This window comes from Methanolobus psychrotolerans (assembly GCF_002243045.1).
Classification (GTDB): domain Archaea; phylum Halobacteriota; class Methanosarcinia; order Methanosarcinales; family Methanosarcinaceae; genus Methanolobus; species Methanolobus psychrotolerans.
Map to the genome: position 1 here is coordinate 1 of NZ_MBKP01000072.1, position 6,076 is coordinate 6,076.

General features: G+C 38.8%; 4 protein-coding genes and 2 pseudogenes. 1 reads left to right on the forward strand and 5 read right to left on the reverse strand.

The genetic code is table 11. The features are described from left to right. On the reverse strand, window positions 1-1,487 hold a 1,487-nt coding region (locus tag BB781_RS14745), incomplete at its 3' end, for an IS1634 family transposase (protein WP_094229225.1). A 144-nt stretch (window positions 1,488-1,631) separates the two neighbouring features. Between BB781_RS14745 and BB781_RS14750 the strand changes: the two are divergent. Continuing rightward, window positions 1,632-2,096: pseudogene (locus BB781_RS14750) on the forward strand (IS1634 family transposase); the annotation flags it as partial. Window positions 2,097-2,128: 32 nt separating this feature from the next. On the opposite strand, the gene BB781_RS14755 reads toward BB781_RS14750, so the two are convergent. The 4 genes and pseudogenes from BB781_RS14755 to tnpC form a co-directional block, all read right to left on the reverse strand. Continuing rightward, window positions 2,129-2,509 (reverse strand): hypothetical protein, encoded by a 381-nt coding sequence (locus BB781_RS14755; RefSeq protein WP_094229226.1) that lies wholly within the window; start codon window positions 2,507-2,509, stop codon window positions 2,129-2,131. Between the two features lie 51 nt (window positions 2,510-2,560). Then, window positions 2,561-3,142, reverse strand: coding sequence for a hypothetical protein (locus BB781_RS14760; protein WP_164997928.1), 582 nt, complete (start codon window positions 3,140-3,142; stop codon window positions 2,561-2,563). Window positions 3,143-3,330: 188 nt separating this feature from the next. Then, on the reverse strand, window positions 3,331-4,416 hold the full coding sequence (locus BB781_RS14765; RefSeq protein ID WP_094229228.1) for a hypothetical protein: 1,086 nt from the start codon (window positions 4,414-4,416) through the stop codon (window positions 3,331-3,333). Window positions 4,417-4,576: 160 nt separating this feature from the next. Continuing rightward, window positions 4,577-5,977: pseudogene (gene tnpC / locus BB781_RS16260) on the reverse strand (IS66 family transposase). Between the last annotated feature and the right edge of the window lie 99 nt (window positions 5,978-6,076).

The following is a 6,076-nucleotide window of genomic DNA, read 5'->3' on the forward strand; positions in this document are numbered from 1 at the left end:
AATAGACCCGGCAACGTGTAATCCTTGAGAAGACCTTTCATTTGCATCTGTTTTTTGATATAGGACAGGTATATCAATGCTACAAACTGCACAAACAACTTCCCGTCAAAACTCTGTTCCGATGAAACCAGAGCACGACGCATGTTCAAGCGCTCCTTGAGATTGCCAAAGGCCTTTTCGACAACATCCTTGTTACGGTAGATCTCAAGGGCAGTAACTGCATCCATAGTCTCATTGGTGATCAGAGCAAAGAAACCATAATAGCGCTTGGTCTTACTGACGTTCTCTTCCCTGACCGTTACCTGTGTTCCCCGTCTGGGCGTTGTCTTGATGATGAAATACTTCTGATAAAGTTTCTCATGTTCAGGAACAAGTTTGCTAGATTCCAGTTCCTGTTTCAGTGAGAACAATCGACGATCAAAGGCCTTCTCATCATCTGCTGCCTGGTCGATGTTATAGTAATAGTGAATGTAAAGGCGGCGCGATTCCTGTAGAGTATCTCCCTTATACGGACGCTCTTGCGTGTAGTTCCAGGTGGTTTTAACTGTTCGGTAATAAAGCTCATAATTTTCATTGTAATGCTCGAAACCTCGAAACGTATCATATATCTCGTCCAGCTCTTTTCGAACAAAGGCCAGAGACATCCTGACAGACACAAGGAACTTCACATGGCTTTGGTACAGGCAGTTGATGTTGTACTCACTATAAAACCCTCGATCCATGACCAGTTTCACCTTTGAATACCCTAGAACATCCAGTTCTTCAAGCAGATGGCTGACTGTTTTAGTATCAGGGATATTGCCTGCAAGTTTTCTGTAGTAGAAAGGGAGGTTGGAATCTTGTCCGAAGACGAGAGCCAGATTCACCTGGGGCAATCGGTCATGCTCTTTGTTATGACCATACTGCACTTGTTTGAGAGCTTCTGAATAACTGGATAGAGTTGTCGTGTCATACGCCCAGAATTCCTTTTCCAGCCTTCTCTTTCCCTGAAGGACGAAGAAACGCTGTTTAATGTCCTCGGTGATGCTGGAAAACAACTCGCTGCTGCGTTGTGAGGTGATATTACTTCCATGGGGGTGCTTGTGCAGGATCCCCCACTTCTCAAAACGGTATAAGGGTGTGCTGTCTTCAAGAATCAGGTAGTATGCGATAGATAATATTTGCCTGTACGTATCAGGGAAACACCGTTTCAGGTCAAGGGTAATCCCAAGTTTCTCCCCGATGGCATCCAGCAGGTAGGTGGCACCGTAAAAGGAACGATTTACGATCTCAGCTGTCTTGGGTCCACATTTGACAGGGACCTGTACATCTTGTTTCTTTCTGTTCCTTCCATCAGTGGGGACGATCTCTCCTGTCGCTTTGTCCACCCGCCCGATAAGTGTACGTCGGGCACGTGATTGTTTCTTTTCCTTATCCCAGTATGATACGGATTCATAGGCATAGGTTATCCCGGATCGGTTGTCTGTTTGATAGACAATTGCAGTCATATGTATCAGTTCCTCGTTATGTATTATATATAATACATAACGATGATAAAGCTTTCGCTCCGATGTGGAAGAGGTTTTGGAGATTTTAAGGCCGATAAAAGGAGGAATTTATGGACACGTTATGAGTAAGCGGGAATGTAGGATTCATTGCAGACAAAACTGACAGAACTTGACGAACAAGAAGCTATCAAACTACTGGAAGAGAAGTTGATTACAGGCAGAGAAGGATTTTTCTGCCTCAAATCAAGTAAGAATTTGACACTTGAAGAAGCTTTGCAAACGTACAGAAAAAAGGATTCTATTGAAAAGATCATCAATTCCCTGAAAAATGAAATCGAGATAAAACCGTTAAGAGTGTGGTCGGATGCTAGCATTTATGGTGCTGTGATCATTGGGTTCATTGCACAGTTATTCATATCGCTAATGCGATATGAGTTCAATGAACTCAAACATAAGTCCACAAAATTCATCAAAAAAAGCTTATTGAATTTGACAGTTACCGTCGATTTCCAGAAAGACCAGACAAAAAAGTACATTTACGCCAACTTTGATGCCATAAATACACTGATCTTAAGGCAAAAATGGGTGAAATCGTCGAATTTTGGATAAAATTGTTTGAACTGTCAAATGCTTTTTCCAGACTAAAAAACGAAAATTTGGGCTGAAAGAGATGACTTTCTCTTCGTTAAGGAGTGAAAACTGTCAAACTTGGGATGGAAAGAAGCTGAACCACATGTGCACTTCTCAATGTTCTCATCGTACTCGGCTCCACAATCTTTACACTTCTTGACAAAGCAGGGTTTCCAGTAGAATCCGTTCCTGAACATCTCCTGTTTGAGCTTGAGAACCGAATCAGAGAAAACAGAAACTTCCTGCTCAAGGTAATAGGCCAGACCAAGAGAAGGAGCAATATTACCACGAGCATATGATTCGTGATGGCCAATACCTGGACGGTTGGAAGGGAGTTTTTTCATTATGTAATTGACGAGCTTCTTATCGATATACTGCTGGACACGTGACATAAAATGAAAAGAAGCAGTTGGTTTGCTTAAAAAGATTATGGAGAATATAGATTATTTTCTATATTTCACCAATATCAACAAGCACAGAATGAGCATGATTGAAGTGAACCCTGGCGTAGATTGTATTGGATCGTCTTCATTTTGTGTGCTTTTGTTTTCGAAAATATCTACTGTAGTTGATGAAGATTCTTCTTCTACTATTGCTTCTTCATGATCCCATACAAAAACAACAGGTACGTCATTAATACCTTCTTTTTCACACTGTTCACTAATAATTTCATATATTTCATCGATAATGGTATCATTCACTTTCTCAGGTGTTGCAGACTCCATCCCCACTTTCAGATAACCATCGATATAAGTTCCAAAACTTTCAACAGGACCGTCATTAAAATACGCTAGTATTTCTTTATTATTACGAGTGCATTCAACAAGTTGATCAGTCCATTCTATTTTCTTACCATCTTCTGTTATCAAGGGCATGGTTCCTCGGGCAGCTATGAAATTAGACTCTTTTTTTGCTTTTTCAAACATTTCAGGCCCATAATCTGGTAATGTGAAATTGATAGACATATCGTTATCATCTGCATTTGATGGGATTAGAAATAATACAAAAAAAAGTGCAATTATCATAAATGTGCAATATATATTACTTTTAGCCATATTATTAAGTCCTTTTCATTTAAATTCAAATGGTGAGCTTTTATTGTCAATCATTATCATTTAGTAACATAAAAAGTATAAAAACCAAATTATTATGATTGCTCTTAAAATTGAAAGATGGATCATAAATAATTTGGCTAACTATTTGAGTATATGTATTACTTGAGTGGTGTTATATCTAAGTCATACATTATTCCACTGACAGGTGAAAAACGGGTAGTTGTAGCAGTTATTGCCCTTGTAATTCCCACAACTTTAACTGCTGATCCATATGGTGTATACATTGGAGCCCCGCTATCTCCGGCTGCAGCGACAAAATTTACAGAGTACTGATCTTGCAGAACACCCCAATCAGCTGTATTTTGATTAACATACTGTTCAGTGACGGTACCTGACATAATGTTTGAGGCTTTTCCTGACATTGTGACGGTTTCGCCCAAGTCTGCATCACGATGACCTGCTACATCTTTAGGATAACTATCAGTCACATAATAAATATCATCACGAACATTGGTTGCTTCTACCCAAGCAGAATCGGAAAACACACAATTATAATACTCCACGTCTCCTACTTTCCGTGTTCCTTGATAAATATCTGCGCCAATCCCTCCTCCTGACTTTGCAGCATGTGCAGACATAACAAATCCTTTCGTGCCACTACTATCTTCTGCAGCAAAACATAAAGTAGAGGATGATAATCCAGGAGTGTATATTCCTAATCCACCAATCAAATTAGTCCAATCTGATACTCGAGATACTGTAATTTCTTCTTCAGCATATCTAAACACCACTGGAACATCAGATAACTTCATAGTGGTTGCACTTTCTTCTATAATACTATGAATTTTTTCAATTGTAGCGGCGTCAATATCACTTTTTTTCCTTTCATCAAAATCTACAAATAGATATCCTTCATAGCTAATTCCAAAACCTGTAAGGAGTCCCTCATCATCTTTCATATAAGAATACATCCCATCTTCTGAGTTTTCAATACAAGTTTCCAGTGTGTCTAACCACTCAACTTTTTCTTTATCTTCCTTGAGTGCAGGCACAATTCCATACGTTTCTATTATTCTAGAGTTGTCTTTTAGAGTCTCATATGTATTAAGCCCATAATCTGGAAAGTTATACGTAACTTCAATCAATTCATCTTGAGTTGAATCTGTAGATTCAGCTCCTGCATACCCCACAAGCATTATTGATATAATAAACATGTTAAGGGCTATTTTTAGTATTCCTTTCATTTAAATCACTCCTTTCACTAAAGTTTACTTGACTTTAATGCTATATTTTAAAGATAGATTAAAAAGTATTTATAATTAACGCATTACTTCTTTCAGATCAATGACTTTTTGTAACTATTCAGCCTAGCTCCCTTCCTCCAACTGATTTCTCTCTCTACGATCAATTCTGCAATATGGGAATAAGTGAATCCCCATAGAATATTGTATTAATCGAGTCTATAACAGACAGTGAATTCTTGCTAACAGTAGAAACGTATCCCCTTATCCGGCAGAAATTTCTAGCACCTTGTTCACTACGAAAGGTACCTGATATCTTCTGCTGTACTTTTGTCATCCTGATATCTCTTTCCGCCTGATTGTTATCAAACGGAACGTTTTGGTCGTACATAAACCGCAAGATATCTTCCTTGAACCCGATAAATCGATCCAGCAAATTCTTTGCCGTCGTTTGCTTCTTACGTCCTCGTTTTTTAGACTGCCCATCTGCTTGCGGATCAGGAGGGTTCTCATTCATTCCAAAACGAGTTATGTGATCATAATCCTCATTGAACCTTTGAATCAACTCATGATTTAAAAGACCATTATCAACATGATGTTTGATGCACATCAACAGATCTGCCATTATCTTTGGCCAATGTTGATCACTATTTTCGGAAGCTCCGGTTAACTCCCTCAACAGATGTGCATTGCACAATGAATGCTGACAATCGTATTTGTTGTAAGGTTTCCAGAAATCATGAGTTGCAACACCAGTGTAACCTGGTAGAATACCCATGGCATCCATTGCTTCTGAACCTCTCTTTTTATGTGGGAAATAATATGTCAGTTTGTTCGTCCCCGCTACATGAAGCCAATTACGAGTTGCATTTATCCTCATTCCAGTTTCATCCAGATTGATCACAGGAGATTGTTTAAGGTATTGTTTCACTTTGTTTTAAAAACCTTCAAGTTTTGCAAAGCAACTGCGTTCTGTGTTCACTATTGTTGCAGGACTTATCCTGCATCCTAAAATATCAGAGAACAATGCGGTAACACGCTTATAAGGAAGTAATTGGTTAATGTGCAAATATACTGCAACGGACTTAACCCGAAGACCGTATTGAGCTGGATGAGTCACACCCTCTGGAAAAACAGCTTTGTTTACATGGGAACATTTAGGACATGTTTTTATCTCAGAACGATGCTCTGTACACTTAATTACTATTGGTGGAATGTCAAAGACATGTCTTCGTTCATAACCAGAAGGAATGGAAGCTAAAGAACTTCCACAATTAGTACATTTGTCAACATGATGAACAACAACTTCGTTTGGTTCATCAGTCATTCTTAAAGTAGTACCAGGATGACCATTTTGACCACCTGGGGATCTACCACTCTTTTTTCTCTGACTTTTGACCTTTGGTTTATTCCGTGCATAGGAATCAGTAGAAGGTGGTTTGCTACTGTTGAGACTGTTCTTTTGGCAATATGCACAATTTGCTGTAAAATGACGAATTTCCAGACGTATTTGAGTTAAAAAATCAATATTAAGAGAGCAATTATTTCTACTAGCTACAAAAATTTAAACTACAATTTACAGCAAATTCGCCACACTGCCGTTCTTTTCAAGCATTTCTTCCAGATGCCTGACACATTCTTCAAGCAGTGCAATACGTAGAGC